Origin of the sequence: Hyphococcus sp., from assembly GCF_965228385.1 — a bacterium.
Lineage (GTDB): Bacteria > Pseudomonadota > Alphaproteobacteria > Caulobacterales > Parvularculaceae > Hyphococcus.
Genome location: NZ_OZ245810.1, coordinates 710,394 through 729,972 on the forward strand (window position 1 = coordinate 710,394; position 19,579 = coordinate 729,972).

Here is a 19,579-nt window from a genome sequence, read left to right on the forward strand (position 1 = left end):
CAAAAATACAGGCGGTTCAGGAGGGAGCGGACCTCATAGCGCGGGCAAATCCTGCGGTCAAAGGCGAAATTAACCGGCGCTGAACTGCCGCGCGGGGCTCATGTTCCAGTGCGTTGCGCACCGACCCGGCCAGTTGTATGCCGGTCCCGTACTTAGTCGATTTTTGAGAGATCCAGATGGATTTTAAGATAGCGCGCCAGCGCATGGTGGATAGTCAGGTTCGTCCGAACGACGTAACGGATTTGCGAATTCAATCTGCGATGGAAACGATCCCTCGCGAGATATTCCTTCCTGTGGAGTTCAGGCCTCAGGCCTATGTTGAGCGCGAGATTGCTTATGCTCCCGGCCGGTCTTTGATTACGCCGCGAGATTTCAGCAAGCTCGCCGCCGCCGCCGATCCTCAGCCGCATGATCTCACGCTGAACGCCGTATGCGGCTCAGGTTATTCCACCGCCGTTCTGGCCAGTCTGGTGGAAATGGTGGTCGCCGTTGAAAGTGATGAGGCGATTGGCGCGGCGGCGCAGGAACATTTAACCGCGCTCGATATTAACAATGCCGCCGTTATCGCCGGTGATAGTTACAAAGGTGAAGCTGGTCAGGGCCCGTACGACCTGATTTTCATTGATATGGCGATCGAAAAAAAGCCGGCCGCATTGCTGGACCAGCTCAAGGACGGTGGCCGGCTGGCGGCGATTTTGCGCGAGAACGGGGTCTCAAGCGGCGTTATCTTCCGGCGGAACGGCGATGTGTTTTCCTGCACGAAAAAGTTCGATGCTTCCGCAAAGACCGTGCCCGATGGCTTCGGAACGGAAAAAGCGTTCGTTTTTTAACAGGATCTTCACGCTCTAAGCTGTGGAATCGTCTTGAACAAAGTGATTTGACGCTCAGATTGCGCATAAGCGCTTTCAAAGCGTCTTCGTAAGTTGCGAGAGAATGGGCAAGGGGCTTTCCGTGCGAGTTTCAATGTGTCTGGCGCTTGTCGCTTTTATTACGGCGCCGGCGTCATCATCGGCGGAGACGTTGAAAGACGCCTTGGCGCTTGCTTATGAAACAAATCCCACCATTCGCGCAGAGCGGGCGCGGCTTCGCGCCACGAAAGAAGCAAGGGCGCAAGCCTGGGCCGGCGCACTGCCGCAGATTTCCGCATCCGGCGCATATTCAAAAGTCGACACCATGCAGAGTTCGTCGTTTTCGGGCACGCCGCAGGTTTCAGAAAGCAAGCTGGATACGCTGACCGCAGGCGTTTCGGCGGAACAGCCCGTATTTACAGGCTTTAGAAATTTCAACGCGATCAAACAGGCAGGCGCGCGCATACGCGCCGGCGGCGCGCAGCTGGTCGGCACCGAACAGCAGGTGCTCAGCGATGTCGCCAGCGCGTATTTTAATGTTCAGCGCAATATGGCCGTGTACGAATTGCGTAAACAAAACGTCACAGTACTGATCCGTCAACAGGATATGGCGTCGGCGCGTTTCGAAGTTGGAGAAATCACGAGAACCGATGTCGCCCAGGCCGATGCGCGATTGGCGGAATCGCGTGCGCGCCTGTCGTCGTCGCAAGGCGAGCTTGCGGTCGCCCGTGCGGCCTATGCGCAGCTGGTTGGCAGAACGCCCGGTGATCTTGAGCCCGTAGAGACGCTGCCGGAATTGCCTGAAACACTTGAGGCTGCGCAGGCGATTGCGTTTGAATACGCGCCGACTTTAGTAGCCACCCGTGAGCAGGCGGAAGTGTCGCGAAGGCAAGTCAAAATTGCGCGCGGCGCGATTTTGCCGTCGGTATCGCTGACGGCTGGATATCAATATGCGGAAGAACCCAGTTTCTTTGTGGATAACAGCGAAGAATTCAGTTTCGGCGCCAGGGCTAGCGTTCCCTTATTTCTCGGCGGCGCCAATTTTTCGCGCATTCGAGAAGCCAAGGCGCTGCATACAAGCGACCGCGCCCGTCTCGTAGAAGCCGAGAGGCTTGTCGAGGCGCAAACCATTTCCGCCTGGGAGCGCCTTGTGACGGCCCGTGCTGTGGCGGTCTCGGCTCAAGCCTCCGTCGATGCAAACAATTTGGCCCTGGAAGGCGTAAGGCAGGAAGCGCTTGTGGGAACGCGAACGACACTGGATGTGTTGAACGCCGAGCAGGAACTGTTGAATGCGGAAGTTACTCTGATTAACGCTCTGCGCGACACGCAGACAGCCGCATTTGGGCTTCTGGCCGCGATAGGCGTCCTAACGCCTGACGCCATTGGAATTGATGTTGAGAGCGGTGAAGACCGCCTCAAACTGTATGAGCATTAAGATTCAGGTAAGGAAAGCCTTGATAAGTGTGGCGAAGCGGCTGAAAACAGACTGGGAGCGGTGATTTTCCGCCTGTCCTGAGCTATTGTCGCCCGATATTAGGGATCGTTGGATACATGGAAAACGCTCAACCTGAACCGAGCATGGAAGAAATCCTCGCGTCTATCCGAAAGATCATTTCGGAAGATGAGGAGGATCAAAGCGCGCCCGAGGCGGTGCCTCCCGCCGCGTCGCCAAAGCCTGCGCCCGCGCCGGTCGAAATGCAAAACGAAGAGCCGCTTGAAGAGCCCAAAGATCATACTGAGGAGCCCATGCCGCTGACCTCTCCAAAGCCTGTTGAAGCAATGGAGCCGGCCCCGGAGACTGCGTCGGCGAGGGATGATTCGATGAAACATGAATTGGCCGCCGCGATGCAAGACGAGGGCGAAGAAGAGATTCTCGACAAAACCACTGCCGAGGTCGCCTCGCAGGCTTTCAGGAATCTGTCACAGTCGGTGCGCGTATCCGAAGGTCCGGGCAAAACGCTCGAAGACATTGTCACCGAAATGCTGCGCCCCATGGTCAAGGAATGGCTGGATGCAAACCTGCCGGCGATTGTTGAAGAAAAAGTCGAAGAGGAAGTGCAACGGGTCGCTCGCCGCCGGCGATAGGCAGTTTTTTCCTTATGCGAATGAAGCCGGCTTTCGAGCCGGCTTTTTTGTAGGTTGCAAATGAAAAACAACTATCCGGAAACCAGAACAATAGATCAGATCGATGAGATGTTTGGCGTTAAGGTGGCGGACCCATTTCGCTGGCTTGAAGCGGATATCCGTGAAGATGCTGACGTTGCGGCATGGGTAGCCGCACAAAACGAAATAACGTCGGAATATCTGAATACGCTTGAATGTCGCGCGGGCATTCAACAGCGCCTGAAAACACTCTGGAATTATGAAAAATTCACACTGCCGGTGAAACGCCAATCGCGAATTTTTTTCGGCCATAACAGCGGATTGCAAAACCAGTTTTCTCTGTTTGTACAGGATAATGAGGATGAACCGCGCCTGCTGCTGGATCCAAACGGCTGGTCGGAAGACGGCGCCGCCGCGCTTGCTGATTACAAGCCGGCGCCGGACGGCGGACTTGTCGCCTATCAGGTGCAGGAAAGCGGTTCTGACTGGCGGACGATCAGGATCATCAATGCCGGCAGCGGCGAAAATCTTCCGGACACGCTCGATGGCGTAAAATTTTCAGGCGTTTCCTGGGCGAAGGACGGTTCGGGCTTTTTCTATTCGCGTTATCCGCAACCGGAAGACGGTGAAGCGCATCAGGCGATCAATCACAACCAGGCGGTTTATTTTCATCACATCGGCGACGATCAATCGAAAGACCGGAAGGTTTACGCGCGACCCGATTTTCCCGAACACGGGTTTGCCGCTACGGTTTCCAGCGACGGCGAAACCCTCGTTATTACCGTGTGGAAGGGAACCGACGACAAGTATGAAGTCGTTCTGATCGATCTTGCGAAGCCGTCTTTAGAACCCGTTGCGCTCGTGAAAGGGTTCGAAACGGCGATTTCGTATATAGCCACAGCTGAGGGGCGTCATTATTTCTTGACTGACAAGAATGCCCAGAAAGGCCGTATCGTTTCAACGCCGGTGAGTCATCCCGGTTCGGAATGGGCCGAAGTTGTAGCGGAGACAGACAGCGCTATCGCCGCAGCGAATATCGTCGGGAACCGCCTTTTTATTCACTATATGGAAGACGTAAAATCCGCCGTGCGGATGTACGCTCTCGACGGCGCGCCCATAGGCGAGGTCGCGCTGCCTGGTATTGGCGCGGCGGGGGGCTTTACCGGGGAGCCCGGCGACGCGGAAACGTTTTTCAGTTTCGAAAGTTTTAATCAGCCGCCGACCTTATACCGCTTGCATGTTGCAACCGGCGAGCGCGAAGTCTTCAGGCGGCCGGACGCGCCTTTCGATCCGGCGCTGTACACCGTGCGGCAGGTTTTTTACCCAACAAGGGATGGAACCTCGATCCCCATGTTCCTCGCGCATCGCAAGGATATTGATCTATCGCGCGGGGCGCCCACGCTGCTTTACGGCTATGGCGGGTTTAATGTTTCTGTGCCGCCGGCGTTCAGCGTCACCCGGTTGCAATGGATGGAGATGGGCGGCGTTTATGCGTCCGTCAATCTGCGCGGCGGCGGCGAATACGGCAAGGCGTGGCATGATGCCGGGCGGCTCTTGAACAAGCAGAATGTCTTCGATGATTTCATCGCCGCCGGCGAATATCTGATCGGCGAGGGGGTGACGTCGAAAGAGCAACTCGCAGCTTTCGGCGGATCAAACGGCGGCCTCCTTGTGGGCGCAGTGGTCAATCAGCGTCCTGACCTCTTCGCCGCAGCGATCCCCGCCGTGGGTGTTATGGATATGTTGCGTTTTCATCAATTCACTGCGGGGCGGTTCTGGATTGACGATTACGGAAACCCTGACGAGGAGACGCATTTCGCCAATCTTCACGCCTATTCGCCTTACCATAATATCCAGAGCGGGCGGGATTACCCGGCGATCCTGGTGACGACGGCCGATACTGACGACCGTGTGGTGCCGGGTCACAGCTTTAAATACGCCGCCGCCCTGCAGGCGGCTGACATCGGCGATGCGCCGCATCTCATCCGGGTGGAGACCCGGGCGGGCCATGGCGCGGGCAAACCGACCGGCAAAATCATTGAAGAATACGCCGATATGTGGGCGTTTCTGGCCGAGCATACAGGTCTTGCGCCGCAACTCGGCTAGGATGGAAACAGGTTGTGGATTTGGCGTTCGCCGGATAAACCGGCGTTTCGCATCCGCAACAAGAGCACTGTCAACGACCAAGGCCGCCATGCTTGAGAAGAATTTCGATTTTCAGTCCGCCGAAAAGCGCATTTATGACGCTTGGGAGACATCCGGCGCCTTCAAACCGTCCGACGAGGGCGAGGCCTATTCAATCGTCATCCCGCCGCCGAATGTCACCGGCTCGCTGCATATGGGTCATGCGCTGAACAATACGTTGCAGGATATTTTGTGCCGGTTCGAACGCATGCGCGGCAAGTCGGTGCTGTGGCAGCCGGGCACGGACCATGCGGGCATCGCCACGCAAATGGTGGTTGAGCGACAGCTCATGGAAAACCAGGAGCCGTCGCGCCGGGAGATGGGCCGCGAGAAATTCGTCGAGCGCGTCTGGAAATGGAAAGAGGAATCCGGCGGTCAGATCATTAATCAGTTGAAGCGGCTCGGCGCCACGTGCGACTGGTCGCGCGAGCGCTTCACCATGGATGAAGGACTTTCCAAAGCCGTCATCAAGGTGTTCGTTCAACTGTGCCGGGAAGGCCTTATCTATCGCGACAAGCGGCTCGTGAACTGGGACCCGAAATTCGAAACGGCGATCTCCGACCTTGAAGTGGAAAATATCGAAGTCGACGGCCATTTCTGGCATTTCAAATATCCGCTGGAAAATGGCGAGACATACGAGTTTCCCGTCGCTCATGACGAAGAGGGCAATCCGACGGAATGGGAAACGCGCGATTACATTTCCATCGCGACGACGCGGCCTGAAACCATGCTCGGCGATGGCGCGGTTGCGGTGCACCCGTCAGACAAACGCTATGCGCCGATTGTGGGCAAACGCTGCCTGTTGCCGCTGGCGGAACGCTATATTCCGATCATCACGGACGAATATCCCGATCCGGCATTCGGCTCCGGCGCTGTGAAGATCACCGGCGCGCACGACTTTAACGACTACCAGGTGGCCAGACGCAACGACATCCAGATGTATGTGCTGTTCGATACAAAAGCGCGCATGGTGAATGAAAAACATGTGCCGGAAAAATATCGCGGGATGGACCGGTTCGAGGCGCGAAAAGCTGTAGTCGAAGACATTGATGCGCGCGGTCTGCTCATTCAGGTTGAAGACAAGAAGATCATGCAGCCTTTCGGCGACCGTTCGAATGTTGTCATTGAGCCGATGCTGACGGATCAGTGGTATGTGAATGCGGAAGAGCTCGCCAAGCCCGCCATCATGGCCGTTGAAGTCGGCGACACAAAATTTATTCCGGAAAACTGGACCAAGACGTATTTCCAGTGGATGCGCAATATCGAGCCGTGGTGCGTTTCCCGCCAGCTCTGGTGGGGGCACCGCATCCCGGCGTGGTATGGGCCCGACGGCTCGATTTTTGTGGCGGAATCCGAAGCGGAAGCCAACAAAGATGCGATCGCGCATTATGTGGCGGACGGAACAATTACTACCGAGGAAGCCAACAAGATACTGAAAGACGCTGACGAAAAGGGAGAAGCCATTCATCTGTTGCGGCGAGACCCTGACGTTCTTGATACATGGTTTTCATCCGCCTTGTGGCCGTTTTCAACGCTGGGTTGGCCAGATGACACTTCGGAACTCAAAAAGTTTTACCCGACATCCACGCTGGTGACGGCGCACGACATCATTTTTTTCTGGGTGGCGCGGATGATGATGGACGGGCTTCACTTCATGAAGGAAGTGCCGTTCAGGGATGTCTACATCCACGCACTGGTCCTCGACGAAAAGGGCCAGAAGATGTCGAAGTCGAAAGGCAACGTCATCGACCCGCTTGTCCTGATCGATAAATACGGCGCCGATGCGCTGCGCTTTACGCTCGCCGCGCAGGCGGCGCAGGGGCGTAATATTCGCCTGTCGGAACAGCGCGTTGAAGGCTACCGCAATTTTTCAACCAAGCTTTGGAACGCCGCGCGCTTTTGCGAAATGAACGAGTGCAGGCCGGATGCTTCTTTCGATCCGGCGAAAGCGGCGTCCACTATCAACCAGTGGATCGTTCATGAAGCGAATGTGTGCGCCGCCGCGGTGACGCGCGAGATCGAGGCGTTCCGTTTTAACGACGCTGCGGGCGCGATCTATAAATTCACATGGAATGTTTTCTGCGACTGGTATCTTGAACTCGCCAAGCCGACCCTTTTGAGTGACGATGAGGCGGCGAAAAAAGAAACGCGGGCCGCTGCGGCTTGGGCGCTCGACCGAATTCTGGCGCTTTTGCACCCCTTCATGCCGTTCGTCACGGAAGAGTTATGGGGCGCCTTTTCAAAAAGGGATGCGCTCATCGCCAGTGATTGGCCCGCCCACGACGCCAGCCTTGTCAATGAAAGCGCGGCCAGCGAAGTCAACTGGACGGTGGATCTGATCACGGGCGTCCGCTCCGTTCGTCAGGAAATGAACGTGCCGGCGGCGGCGAAAATCCCGCTGGTTTTTATGGGCGGGGACGCGGACGATAAAAAGCGTCTTCAGGAAAATGATGAAGTTCTGAAACGGCTGGCCCGGCTTTCGGAAATTACGACTGATGACGCCGCGCCGAAAGGCGCTGTGCAGATTGTGCACGGGGGCGGTGTCGCTGCGCTTCCCGTGGCTGACTTTATCGATATCGCGGCGGAAAAATCCCGTCTTGAAAAAGAAAAAGCGAAAATTGAAAAAGAAATCGCCGGCATCGACAAGAAACTCGCCAACAAGAATTTTGTCGAACGCGCGCCGAAAGACGTCGTTGAAGAACAGCACGTCCGCCGCGCGGATTATGCAGCCCAGATTGAAAAGCTGGAAGGTGCGCTGGCGCGGCTGAAAGGTCTTTAAAGCGAGGTATCGGCGGCTGTAAACGCGATGCGCGGGTCGTTAATCGAGATGGTTTCATTCAACTCGTAAATGTTTTCATATCCGTAGCCGTAAAGATTGATGAATGTCGGTATGTTAAGCGCCAGCTCGACCCGCTTTTTCAACACAGGTTCAATATTGTCCGTAAAATTATTATTGCAATAAATCAGGATGCGGCGATTTTTATCGCCAAGCAAATTATCGAGTTTGCCTTGTGTAAAATCAGCAAATGCAAGATTGATTGCGCCGTCTATATGTCCCGCCGCATAGGCGTCTGCTGATCGCGCATCGAGAATGATTGTATCTTTCTCCTGGGAAAATTGCAGAAATGTATCGAGCGAAATAAGCCGTTCCGATCTGACGGGCGCCAATTCTTCAACCAGCATTGAAAACCCCTGATAATCTACCGCGCTATTTTCCATTTGCCGGGGCTCACTGGCGAGACTTGCGCTTAGCAAGAGGAAAAAAGCTGCTGCCGCAGCGCAAGTGTTTTTTATCATTTCTTATCTCCCGCGAACGATCGTTGCAGCGGTCACGGTGCGCGAAAAATGCGGCGGAAATTTGCCGGCGCTTTTAACCAAACGCCACCGCTGCTATGGGCGGCAAAAAAGCGCTTTGCAGCGACCAGCGCTCGCCGCCATCGTCGCTCGTCCACAGATTGCCGGTGGTGGACCCCATGACGAGGCGTTCGCCGGTTTCATCCACATCGAGGGCGTGGCGGTAAATGAGATCGTAGCTGTCCTCGCGCGGTAATCCGCTATCTTTTGCGGTGAAGGAACCGGCGCCGTCAGTCGTTTTGTTGACGACCAGTTTTGCATCAACCGGCACACGGCATTCATCCTTTACACCTGGCACAAGCCACGCCGTATCGGGATCGTTTGGATGAGAGGAGACAGCAAATCCGAATACAGCAGGCGGAATATTCTTGATCTCGGAAAAAGTCTCGCCTGCGTCGCGAGACAGGAATACGCCATTGTGATGCTGGCACCAGATGGTGTCCGGGTTGCTCGCGCACATGGCGAGACGGTGCGGGTCTTGCGTATTCAGCTCTTCTGACTGTTCCGGCGGCGTATAATCGGACCGCAGGCCCTTGCCGGTGAGCCGCCATTCCTCGCCGCCGTCGTCGCTCTTCCAGACGCCGCCGCAGGAAATGCCGAGCGTCAGTTTTTTTGCATCTCGGGGATCGACAAGAACGGAATGGATGCCCGGCTTATCAAAACCGCCGCCGAACCAGCCCTCGCGTTCCGGCCGGCGCCAGAGGGATTCGTTGAGCGACCAGCTTTCGCCCCTGTTTGCGCTTTTGAAGAGCGCGCCGGGAATCGTTCCCGCCCAGAGGACGCCGGGTTCGCTAGCGCCGCCCGCCTCAAGCGTCCAGATCATCTCGACGGACGGCGCCTCGTCATTGTTGTTTTCCTCTTTCGGAAAGGCGGGGGGGGCCAGTTCTTTCCAGGCGGCGCCGTCATCATCGGACCGGTGCAGCTTGCAGCCGAAATGGCCGAGATTGAGAGCCGCATAAAGTGCGCCGTCACGGCGGTCCTTCAGTACGGCGCTTACCGGTTCGCCGAGAAAGGCTGGCGTCCCGGTTTTCCAGCCGTCGCCGTCCCGCCGGTATGTAAAAAGACCTTTGCGCGTTGCCGCGTAAAAAACATCAGCCATGTTTTCCTCCGCTTTAGCCCCCCGAAAGAGCCTGGAAGACGAATACCTGATCTTCCTCCGCCACCGGATCGCTGAGGCGCGCCCGGTCCGAGATCATGTCGCCATTGATGAAAATGTTGACGTGCTTTCTGAGACGGCCCTGGTCGTCCAGCAGATAGGATTGCAATGGCGCGTTTTCTTCAAAGACCGATTCAAGCACGGCGCGCACGGTTTCGCCCGGCGCTCTTCTAGGCGGGCAGGGCAGGTGTTTCTGTAAATTATCGGTGAACTCGATACGCGCCATAGCCGCCGCCTCCTTGCGATTGCCTAGCGTCTCAATATTCGAACCTGGCGCGGCAGGGAGTCAATATGCCGGTTAGCTCGTCTCCGCCAGAAATGAAAGCTGCGTCACCATGGCGTTGCGCGCCTCGGCGTCGCGGTCAGTGAGTTTTGTCGGATAGTCGCCGGTGAAACAGTGATCTGTAAACGCCGGCGCCGATTGATCGCGCTTGCCCTTGCGGAAAGCCTTGTAGAGGCCATCCAGCGACAAAAACGCCAGGCTGTCCGCGCCGATCATTTTTCGAATGTCCTCGATGGAATGATCCACGGCGATCAGTTCTTCATAAGACGGCGTGTTGATGCCGTAAAAGTCCGGGTGCAGAATTGGCGGGCAGGCGACGCGCATATGCACTTCCCGGGCGCCCGCATTCCGCAGCATTTCAGTAATCTTGCGCGAGGTCGTACCGCGCACAATGGAATCGTCGATGAGAACAACCCGCTTGCCCTCTATCAGCCCCCGGTTCGGCGAATGCTTGCGCTTGACGCCGGCTTCGCGGATTTTCTGTTCCGGCTCGATGAATGTGCGCCCGATATGATGGCTGCGGATCAGCGCCATTTCATAGGGCAGGCCGGTTTTCTGCGCATAGCCGATGGCGGCGGGTACGCCGGAATCGGGAATGGGCGACACCAGATCGGCCTCGCAGGGCGCCTCCTTGGCGAGCCGCTCGCCAAGTCTTTTGCGCAGTTCGTAAACACTTTCTCCGTCTACGATGGAGTTTGGTTTTGCAAAATAAATCAGCTCGAAAATACAGGGGCGCGCCTGCGCCTGAGCGGGAAAAATCTGCCGGCTTTCAATTGTTCCATCCGCCTTGCAGACCACCACTTCGCCCGGCTTGATATCGCGAACGAATTCGGCGCCGATGATATCGAGGGCGCAGGTTTCAGACGCGAGTATCGGCGCGCCTTGTAAATCACCGAGCACAAGCGGGCGAATGCCTACAGGATCGCGGGCGCCGATCAGGCCTTCGGGCGTTAACACCGTAAGCGCGTAGGCGCCTTCAATCTGTTTCAGGGCTTCGATCAGTTTGTCCGTAACGGACAGATATTGTGAACGGGCGGTCAATTGCAGAAAAATTTCTGAATCCGATGTCGATTGAAAAATACAGCCGCGGCGAACGAGGTCTGCGCGCAGGGTTTTCGAATTCGTCAAATTACCATTGTGGGCGATAGCAACGCCGGTCTGGTCCAGGTCGGCGTAAAGCGGCTGCACATTGCGCAGCACGGTTTCTCCTTGCGTTGAATAACGCGTATGGCCGATTGCGCAGTCGCCTTTCAGGCCGCCGAGCGTCGCCGCATCAGAGAAATTATCGGAGACAAGACCCAGAAAACGCTCATTGTGAAAATGCTTGCCGTCAAAACTGGCGATGCCCGCCGCTTCCTGGCCGCGGTGCTGTAGGGCGTGCAGCCCCAGCGCCGTCAGCGCCGCTGCATCCTTCGTCCCGATCACGCCGAAGACGCCGCATTCCTCTATCAGCTTGGGCGGACCGACAACGGCTTCCAGCGCCGCCTTGTGAGCCCGAAAGCCCGGACCTTCTGCTTTGAGAAATCTGGCGGCGCGTTGGGTGAAACTCATGGCGGCGTCCTGATCCTCTGCGGGTAAGGTCACTGAGGCGTTTCCTCTTGGATAATGTCTGCGATCGGATCGAGTTCTTCTTCTTCGATCCCGGATGCGTCGCTCGCTTCCGGGGACGTCGCCGCAATTGTCGGATCTGTTGTGGTGACCGTTGTGACGATTTCATTCAGACCGTTGCGGTCGCTGCGATCATATCCGCTGATCGCCGCGTCCACATCGTCTTCCGGCGACTGTTTGACGGGCGCGTCAAGGTCTGCGGCGTCCGGCGTGAAGCCTTCGAACCAGTTCGCCATGCCAGCGGCGATGGGTTGGGTCATGGCGGTTCTGACGCCATCTGGCTGACTGGCTTCATCCAGATAATATGTATATCCGAGATAGCCGAGGCCGATCAGCACGAGACCGCGAAAAAAACCAAAAGCCCCGCCGCCAATCCTGTCGGCGAGACGGGCGCGACCTTCCAGCGGGATGCGCTTCAGGCCGAGATGCAGGCCAATATGCGCCGCGAGAAAAAACACCGCGACAAGAACGGCTACAATAAAAGCAGTGCCAAAAAAGCTGCCGTCCTGACCGGTGACAGCGAGGATCGGTTCGATCAGCAAAAGCGTTAAACCGCCCGCGATCGCTAACGCTAAAAGTGTTGAAAGTTCGCGCAAACCGCCGCGCAAGACTGCAAACGCGGTTGAAAGACCGACAACCACGATAAACAGGAGATCAAACATTACAAAGCCTGCCTAAACAATGCGCCCGCGCACAGCCAATTCAACCCAATCGAACCTAGACTGAGTCGCCGCTTCTCCCCGCCGGTCTTTCCTAGCCTTGATAGCAGGATATCTCAACAGTTTTGCCGCTTTAATCGCGCGCCCAGGCGACAAGATCGGCAAGGGTCGAGGCTTGGGATATTTTCAGGGCGTCATTGGCTGCGCCAGCGGGCGCCAGCGCCCCGGAAAAGCCAAGTTTGCGGGCTTCTTTCAGGCGCGCTTCCGTCTGGTTAACGGGCCGAACGGCGCCCGACAGCGCCACCTCACCGAACACGACCCTGTCATGGGGAAGGGGCGTATCGAACAGCGAGGAACACAGCGCGGCGGCGGCTGCGAGATCCGCGGCCGGCTCGCCGATCCGAAGGCCGCCCGCAACGTTGAGAAAAACATCATGCCGACCGAAATCTAGCCCGGCGCGCGCGTCGAGCACCGCCAGCAGCATTGAAAGCCGCGCGCTGTCCCATCCGACCACTGCGCGGCGCGGCGCGGCGAGCGTCGAGGGAGAGACCAGCGCCTGGATTTCCACCAGCACCGGGCGCGTGCCTTCTATGCCGGCAAACACGGCTGCGCCGGAAACATCGCGGTCCACGCTGGTCAAAAACAGTTCCGACGGATTGGCGACTTCTTTCAGACCGGCGCCGGACATTTCAAAGACGCCGATTTCATGGGCCGCGCCGAAGCGGTTTTTCACTGCACGCAAAATGCGAAAATCGCGTCCCTGTTCGCTTTCGAAATACATCACGGCGTCGACCATGTGCTCGACGACGCGCGGGCCTGCAATCTGCCCGTCCTTCGTGACATGGCCGACAAGCAGGAGAATGGCGCCGGAAGATTTTGCAAAGCGCACAAGCTCCTGCGCGCAGGAGCGCACCTGCGTGACCGTGCCCGGCGCTGCGGGCAGGGCGTCGGACCATAGCGTCTGAATGGAATCGATGATGACAACGTCGGGCTTCTCGCTTTTCAGCGTCGACAGAATGTCGCGCAGCGCTGTGGCGGAGGCGAGATTGACGGGCGCCGTTTCCGCCTCAAGGCGTTTGGCGCGCAGGCGGATTTGCGAGGCGGATTCCTCGCCGGAGATATAGGCGACATTGGCGCCCCCGCGCGCCAGTCCCGCAGCGATCTGCAGGAGCAGCGTGGATTTGCCGACGCCGGGATCGCCGCCGATCAGCAGCGCTGAGCCGGACGCCAGTCCGCCGCCGCAGGCACGGTCAAACTCGGCGTTGCCCGTAAGCAGACGCGGAATATCTTCGGACGCGCCGGAGAGCGAGGTGAAATCGAGTTTTTTGGCTTTTGATTTTGCCGGCGCCGCGCTCAAGGAACCAGGCGGACCGGCCTCGGACGCCTCTAGCTCAATCGTGTTCCATTCGCCGCAGGCCTCGCAGCGCCCGGCCCATTTACCGTAAATGGCGCCGCAGGACTGGCAGACATATGTGTCGTTATTTTTGGCCAATAGTGTTTCCTCTTGAGATTGTTTGGTACGTTCGACGCTGCGGCGCAAGTGTAGAGTTTCATCGCCACATCGCTTCAATCTGCTATGATCAGCGCATGAGCGACATCAATTCAAAAAACCCCTACCTGAATGGCCTGTACGCGCCGATTAAAGACGAAGTGAGCGCGGACGACTTGCCTGTGACAGGCGAGATTCCGCGCGATCTTCATGGCGCTTATTTCAGGAACGGGCCCAACCCGGCAGCCCCGCCGCGCGGTATGCATCACTGGTTTGACGGCGATGGCATGCTGCACGGGATATGGTTCGAAAACGGCAAGGCGCGCTATCGCAACCGTTATGTGCAAACACAGGACCTGTCAGCAAACGGCGCATCGCCTCTTGGCGGCATTTTCGAGCCGTCCCGCGATGCGCCAGACCGCAAAGTCAGTTACCGTGATACGGCGAATACGGATGTTGTCTTTCATAACGGCAAGCTTCTGGCGCTCTGGTATATTTCAGGTCAGCCCGTGGCGGTGGACGCGCAAACGCTGGAAACCATTCGCACCGAGACATTTTCAGGAAAGCTGCCGCGGAATATCTCGGCGCATTCCAAGGTTGATCCCGAAACAGGTGAGCTCGTCTTTTTCGATTATGCTTTATACGAGCCGAAAATGTGGACCGGCACGGTCTCGGCCGCCGGCGAACTCACCCACTTTCAGGAAATTCAGCTTCCGGGCCCGCGCCTGCCGCACGATATGGGGATGACGGAAAACTATGTTGTCCTGCATGACCTGCCGGTGGTTTTTTCAGACAGCGCCATCCGCAACCGGATGTGGCAAATCCATGTGGCGGATCAGCCCACGCGATTTGGCGTTGCGCCGCGAAAAGGCGGCGATCCCAAATGGTTCGACTTCCCGACATGCTATATCTATCACGTCATCAATTGCTGGGAAGAAGGCGACGAAGTCGTCATGGCCGCGTGTAAAATGGTCGAAAACGGTTTTCAGCCGGACAGCAAATACGGGCCCTACGCCGCCATGGCGGATGTTCTCGCTTTGCGTGCGCAACCGTTTATGTGGCGTATGAATATGAAAACGGGTGCGGGGCGCGAAGAGCAGATCGACGATGCTCTTTCCGAATTTCCGGTTGTGAATAACGCTTTCGCCGGGCGCAAAACCAGATATTCCTACCACGTTATTTTCGATGATTGCATTGAGCAGCGGTTTTCCGGAATACTGAAATATGATCTGGAAACCGGCGCGAGCGAACGGCACGATTTTTCCGGCGGCGTGTTTGGGTCTGAGCCGGCATTCGCCCCGCGCCTCAATTCAGTCAGCGAAGACGACGGCTATCTTATTACTTTCACGCATGATCTGAATGGTCAGTCCGAAGCGCATGTCATTGACGCACGCAACATGAAAGCGGAACCGGTTGCGCGCATCAAGCTGCCCCAGCGCGCGCCGCTCGGCTTTCACGGCGTATGGGCTCAGGGCGTTTAACGGCCTGTTATTCGGCGGCGAGTTGCTCGTTCGATTGCGATTCTTCCACCGGACGTTCGGCTTTGGCGGCGTTGCGCCGGCGCCACGCACGCTTCCAGCTTTTCGGCCAGAAATGCGTTGGGTACGGAACAACAGTGCGTTTCAGGAACGATTTACGCTTGCGGGGTTCTTCTGTTGCGTTCGCGGCGTCCGATTCATTTAGATCGCCGATAAGCGTATTTGTCGTATGTTCCGGTTCAGCGTCATGTTCCGTGTTGTCCGCCGCCGATGATTTTTGAATAGGCGAATTTTCAGGCGCAAGCGACGCCATCGCCCGCTCAACTGTGCTGAGCTGGGCGTTGCCGGACTGAGGCAGGTCAGTCTCGTCATCTTCCTCAGGTGGTTCAGCGTCTGCGGTCAATGCTGGCTCTTGTTCGGTCTCTTGCGCCGCCGTTGGTATGTTTAACCCTGCGGGCGCTATTGTTTCGTCCGGCGTTCCCGGAAGGGCCGGGGCCCCAACGCGAATGCCCGGTTGAAAATAAGCCGAACTCGCGCCCACTGAAAGCGTCACCGGTTTTGACATGCCGCCGGAATAGTCGCTTCTGGCGATTTTTGTCTGCGGCGCCCCTGGCGCTGGTGTTTTCGTTTCCGCCGCAACCGTGCGTTGCGGGCCGGCGATTTCATCCGTTGAGAATAAAATAGGCGTTCCTTCGCGCTTTTCGGCCGGTTTCACCGTTGAATTATCCTCTTGAGGTGCGGCGTCTTCCACCTCCTGTGCGGGGTTGGCGTGAATTTCCGGCTTGAACGCCGCGCTGAGACGTTCCTGCAATTCGCGGGGCGCGCTTGCGCCGGGAAGGGCCGATTGCTCATCGCGAACGTCTTCGGCCTTGTCGGCTGCTTTGGCTTTGGCCCGTTCGATTGCGGCAGTCTTGCGGGCGGCGCGGGCTCTGGCGCGTTTCGCCAGAATCAAGGCTTTTGCTTTTTCCCGTGCTTTTGCTTTTTTGTCGGCCTCTGTTTCCGCTTCGACATTATCAGCTTGGGTTTTGGGCTCTTCTGCCGGGTCTGGTTCTTCAACGTGATCGAACTGCGCCACGCGCTCGTTCAGCCGTTCAATGAGCGCATCTTCATTGTCCTGGGCCGTCGCCGGCGTATTTTCTTTTGATTGCGATTGCGTCGTCGGCAAAGACGGCGCCTCGGTGCGGAACAGCGCAGCGATGTTTTCAGCGCTTAACGGCTCAAGCTCCAGCAATTCGCGCACTTCGTTGATCCGGTGCGGCCGGAAATCCCTTAAGTCGCCGACCTTGCCTAAATGATTGCCCTGGGCCGCCGTAAAGCCGAGCCCGCGCAGGGCTGCCAGCGAAGCCTGATCTTCGACGCCTACAGCGGTGATGGCGGCGTTAGCCTCGCTGGCGACGTCAAGTAGATCGGCAATTGCGGAAAGCCCTGGTCCCCGCACGGTGCGCGCAAAGCGCAAAATCGCCGAGCCGCCGGTCTTGATCTCATCAAACGGAAAGGGGTCCAGCGACCGCAACAGATCATTGGCTCTGCCGCGCACTTCAATCGCAAGACGCGCGCCCGTCTCGGACAAACGTTTGAAATGTTCCGACGCTTTTTCCATCGGCATATCGACGGGCGGCATCGGACATTCCAGCGTGATCAGGTCAGCGGGAAACTCATGATCGCGCAACAGCTTCACAAAATGCGATGCGAACGCGTCGTCGCTGAGATCACTGAGCGCCAGATTGACGGAAAGCCCGGGAGGGAAGGGTCCGCGCCAGCCCGTGTAAGAGGCGATCGCATTGGCGAGCACGTAGCGCGTAAGCTCGCTCATGCGCCCCTGACTTTCAAAAAATGAAATAAATGCGCCCGGCGGCAACAAGCCCAGATTTGGATGCCGCCAGCGCACGAAGGATTCAACGCGTGCTAAAGCGCCGTTGCCCAAATCAAAAATTGGTTGAAAAAGGACCTCAAAGTCCTTGTTTTTCAACGCATTATCTATATCGACATTGGAAAGTCGAACCGCTTGTGCGCCCATCCGAAAGCCCTTCCGTCAGCCGATCCGGCCGCGCCCCCGTGTTTAACATTCCGTCCATCATCCGTGGCGCGGGTTAATTCTCGCTGAACAGAACCGGGGAGTCCTAATTAAAGACACCATGCGGCGATTCACGCGCCAGCGTAAACAGTTCATTAGTACTGATTTTTTGCAAACCGAATCACGGCGGCGTCAATAATCAAATTGTTCACGCAAAATTCGCTCGTCAAGGGATTGGCCGCGATCGAACAATAAGGTCATGGCGATATCGCGGCTTTCGCGCACTTCGACTTTCACAACATCCCGGACTTCCTGATTGTCGGCGACAGCGGAAACGGGACGTTTCTCGCTTTCTAGCGCTTCGAAAACAACGACGGCGTCATGAGGAAGTATGGCGCCGCGCCACCGCCGCGGCCGAAACGCGCTGATCGGGGTCAGCGCCAGCATCTGCGCGCTGATCGGCAGGATCGGACCATGCGCCGAGAGGTTGTATGCGGTGGAGCCCGCCGGCGTCGCGAGCAGGACGCCGTCGCATGTCAGCGAATCCATGCGCACTTTCCCGTTGACTGAGATGCGTACGCGCGCCGATTGCCGGGTTTCGCGAAACAGCGAAACCTCGTTGATGGCCATGGCGGTTTCCGTTTTGCCTTCAATCGTCGTCGCTTTCATTTCCAGGGGATGAATCATGGTGGCTTCGGTATCGCCAATACGCTCGATAAGACCGTCAATTGACGCATCGTTCATCATGAAGCCGATGGTGCCCCGGTTGATGCCGTAAATCGGTTTGCCGGCGGTCATGTGCGAGCGCAGGACATCAAGCATAAATCCATCGCCGCCGACAGCGACGATCACATCGCAATCATCGATTTCATGATTGCCGTATTTATTCTTGATGTCGTTTGCGGCCTCTTTTGCGGTGGCCTTTTCGCTGGCGAATACGCTGAGGCGCACGCTGGACACATCACGAAACGGTTCCCGCCCGGAATCATTGGAACTTAACTCTTGCCCATGGGTTCGAGTTATGTTCCGGTTCCGTACTCGATGACCAAAAAGTTTCATTGACGCCATGCCTCTTGATCTACCTGATGCTCACGCAGCCGTAACTATACGGGATTGTTTTATCCGCGTCAGGGGCGATAGCGAAACGCTTGTCCAGCCATTGAGCCCTGAAGATTGTATGATCCAGTCGATGGAGGAGGCGAGCCCTGCGAAATGGAATCTCGCCCATACGAGCTGGTTTTTCGAAACATTCATACTAAAGCCTCATGCGCCGGCGTACCGACCCTATCACGATGACTTCAGCTATTTGTTTAATTCCTATTACAATCAGATCGGCGACCGGCACCCGCGCGCTGATCGGGGGCTGCTTTCCCGGCCCTCGCTTGAGAATGTCATGGCCTACCGGCGCCATGTGACCGAAGCGGTGGTTCACCTGACCGACACAGGCAATCGTGAAATTCTGGAGAAAATTGCGCCGTTGCTCATCATGGGCTGTGCGCACGAACAACAGCATCAGGAACTGCTGCTCACAGATTTGCAGCATGGCTTATATCAAAATCCGCTATTGCCAGCCGTTTATGAATGGCCCGGTGATGTTAAAGATTCGGCGCCGGCGCTCGCCTGGCGTCAAATGGAAGGCGGGGTCTGCGATATCGGATGGAACGGCGATGGATTTGCGTTTGATAACGAAGAGCCGCGCCACAAGGTATATCTTCATCCATTTGAACTCGCCAACAGAGCCGTGACCAATGCGGAATTCATGGAGTTCATGGAAGACGGCGGTTATGAAGAGCCGAAACACTGGCTTTCCGACGCTTGGGACGCCGTCAATGCGGAAGGCTGGCGTGCGCCGCAATACTGGCGAAAAGCTGACGATGGCTGGCGGCAATATACGTTGTTCGGAGAGCGGCCCGTGAACCCTGATGCGCCGGTCTGTCATATCAGTTTTTATGAGGCGGATGCGTACGCCAGTTGGGCGGGCGCGCGGCTGCCGACAGAATTTGAGTGGGAGGCGGCGGCGTCGCTTTTTCCACTGGAGGGACGGTTTCTTGAGAACGGCAAGTTGAAATCTCCGGCGCCGGCCGCCGGCGACGCGCGTCTGCTGCAGCTTTTTGGCGATGTGTGGGAATGGACGGCGTCTCCATATGTCGCCTATCCCGGCTACGCGCCGCCCGCCGGCGCAGTCGGCGAATATAATGGCAAATTCATGTCCGGTCAGATGGTGTTAAAAGGCGGATCATGCGCAACTCCCGCAGGGCATGTGCGCGTGAGCTACCGGAATTTCTTTCCGCCGTCCGCGAGATGGCAGTTTTCCGGTTTCCGTCTCGCGAGGGACTGCACGTAACCAACTGCGCTTCGCCGATGCAATTCGCCGCCCAGACGTTTATCCTGTAGGCAAGAAAC

General features: G+C 57.1%; 15 protein-coding genes. 7 read left to right on the top strand and 8 right to left on the bottom strand.

Annotated features, from left to right (window positions below; translation table 11 throughout):
- Positions 1–176 precede the first annotated feature (176 nt).
- The 5 genes from ACQK2Q_RS03190 (at position 177) to ACQK2Q_RS03210 (ending at position 7,914) form a co-directional block, all read left to right on the top strand.
- The gene (locus ACQK2Q_RS03190) at positions 177–830 is read left to right on the top strand and encodes a protein-L-isoaspartate O-methyltransferase family protein (RefSeq protein ID WP_425408306.1); all 654 of its coding nucleotides are present in this window, start codon (positions 177–179) and stop codon (positions 828–830) included.
- A gap of 121 nt (positions 831–951) precedes the next feature.
- Positions 952–2,283 (top strand): TolC family outer membrane protein, encoded by a 1,332-nt coding sequence (locus ACQK2Q_RS03195; RefSeq protein ID WP_425408307.1) that lies wholly within the window; start codon positions 952–954, stop codon positions 2,281–2,283.
- A gap of 116 nt (positions 2,284–2,399) precedes the next feature.
- Entirely contained in the window at positions 2,400–2,933 is a 534-nt protein-coding gene (locus ACQK2Q_RS03200; RefSeq protein ID WP_425408308.1) for a DUF2497 domain-containing protein, read from the top strand.
- Between the two features lie 60 nt (positions 2,934–2,993).
- Complete coding sequence (locus ACQK2Q_RS03205) at positions 2,994–5,057, top strand: prolyl oligopeptidase family serine peptidase (protein ID WP_425408309.1); 2,064 nt, start codon at positions 2,994–2,996, stop codon at positions 5,055–5,057.
- An 88-nt stretch (positions 5,058–5,145) separates the two neighbouring features.
- Positions 5,146–7,914 (top strand): valine--tRNA ligase, encoded by a 2,769-nt coding sequence (locus ACQK2Q_RS03210; protein ID WP_425408310.1) that lies wholly within the window; start codon positions 5,146–5,148, stop codon positions 7,912–7,914.
- On the opposite strand, the gene ACQK2Q_RS03215 is transcribed toward ACQK2Q_RS03210, so the two are convergent.
- The 6 genes from ACQK2Q_RS03215 to radA all read right to left on the bottom strand — a co-directional run bounded on the left by ACQK2Q_RS03215 (position 7,911) and on the right by radA (position 13,687).
- The gene (locus ACQK2Q_RS03215) at positions 7,911–8,354 is read right to left on the bottom strand and encodes a rhodanese-like domain-containing protein (protein ID WP_425408311.1); all 444 of its coding nucleotides are present in this window, start codon (positions 8,352–8,354) and stop codon (positions 7,911–7,913) included. The genes ACQK2Q_RS03210 and ACQK2Q_RS03215 overlap by 4 nt on opposite strands.
- Before the next feature lie 151 nt (positions 8,355–8,505).
- Entirely contained in the window at positions 8,506–9,588 is a 1,083-nt protein-coding gene (locus ACQK2Q_RS03220) for a WD40/YVTN/BNR-like repeat-containing protein (protein ID WP_425408312.1), read from the bottom strand.
- A 13-nt stretch (positions 9,589–9,601) separates the two neighbouring features.
- A complete protein-coding gene (locus ACQK2Q_RS03225; RefSeq protein ID WP_425408313.1) occupies positions 9,602–9,871 on the bottom strand; it encodes a MoaD/ThiS family protein in 270 nt (89 codons plus the stop codon).
- Positions 9,872–9,943: 72 nt separating this feature from the next.
- Positions 9,944–11,479, bottom strand: a complete 1,536-nt coding sequence (gene purF / locus ACQK2Q_RS03230; RefSeq protein WP_425411110.1) for an amidophosphoribosyltransferase — start codon at positions 11,477–11,479, stop codon at positions 9,944–9,946.
- Positions 11,480–11,508: 29 nt separating this feature from the next.
- The gene (locus ACQK2Q_RS03235; RefSeq protein WP_425408314.1) at positions 11,509–12,198 is read right to left on the bottom strand and encodes a CvpA family protein; all 690 of its coding nucleotides are present in this window, start codon (positions 12,196–12,198) and stop codon (positions 11,509–11,511) included.
- A 130-nt stretch (positions 12,199–12,328) separates the two neighbouring features.
- A complete protein-coding gene (gene radA, locus ACQK2Q_RS03240) occupies positions 12,329–13,687 on the bottom strand; it encodes a DNA repair protein RadA (protein WP_425408315.1) in 1,359 nt (452 codons plus the stop codon).
- Positions 13,688–13,782: 95 nt separating this feature from the next.
- On the opposite strand from radA, the gene ACQK2Q_RS03245 reads away from it, so the two are divergent.
- Entirely contained in the window at positions 13,783–15,165 is a 1,383-nt protein-coding gene (locus ACQK2Q_RS03245) for a carotenoid oxygenase family protein (protein WP_425408316.1), read from the top strand.
- Between the two features lie 7 nt (positions 15,166–15,172).
- On the opposite strand, the gene ACQK2Q_RS03250 is transcribed toward ACQK2Q_RS03245, so the two are convergent.
- Positions 15,173–17,179, bottom strand: a complete 2,007-nt coding sequence (locus ACQK2Q_RS03250) for an EAL domain-containing protein (protein ID WP_425408317.1) — start codon at positions 17,177–17,179, stop codon at positions 15,173–15,175.
- A 189-nt stretch (positions 17,180–17,368) separates the two neighbouring features.
- Positions 17,369–18,136 carry an NAD kinase gene (locus ACQK2Q_RS03255; RefSeq protein ID WP_425408318.1) on the bottom strand — a complete coding sequence of 256 codons (768 nt, stop codon included), beginning with the start codon at positions 18,134–18,136 and terminating at the stop codon, positions 17,369–17,371.
- Positions 18,137–18,242: 106 nt separating this feature from the next.
- Between ACQK2Q_RS03255 and egtB the strand changes: the two genes are divergently transcribed.
- Positions 18,243–19,520: an ergothioneine biosynthesis protein EgtB gene (gene egtB, locus ACQK2Q_RS03260; protein WP_425408319.1), complete on the top strand. Its 1,278-nt coding sequence runs from the start codon at positions 18,243–18,245 to the stop codon at positions 19,518–19,520.
- Positions 19,521–19,579: the final 59 nt, after the last annotated feature.